Source organism: Neisseria sp. HMSC068C12 (genome assembly GCF_001814095.1).
Classification (GTDB): domain Bacteria; phylum Pseudomonadota; class Gammaproteobacteria; order Burkholderiales; family Neisseriaceae; genus Neisseria; species Neisseria perflava.
In genome coordinates, this window is sequence record NZ_KV814793.1 from 1 (window position 1) to 294 (window position 294).

The 294-nt window shown below is 50.3% G+C and carries 1 protein-coding gene; it reads left to right on the plus strand.

What is annotated here, in order from left to right; all coding sequences use genetic code 11:
• Positions 1–294 (plus strand): GTP-binding protein (locus tag HMPREF2952_RS01945; RefSeq protein WP_283120693.1); only part of this gene is annotated, 294 nt, incomplete at both ends.

Here is a 294-nt window from a genome sequence, read left to right on the forward strand (position 1 = left end):
CGCGGTATTACCATTAATACCTCACACGTAGAATACGAAACTGAAACCCGTCACTACGCACACGTAGACTGCCCAGGCCACGCCGACTACGTTAAAAACATGATTACCGGTGCTGCCCAAATGGACGGCGCGATCTTGGTATGTTCCGCAGCTGACGGTCCTATGCCACAAACTCGCGAACACATCCTGTTGGCCCGCCAAGTAGGTGTACCTTACATCATCGTATTCATGAACAAATGCGACATGGTTGACGATGCCGAGTTGTTGGAACTGGTTGAAATGGAAATCCGTGAC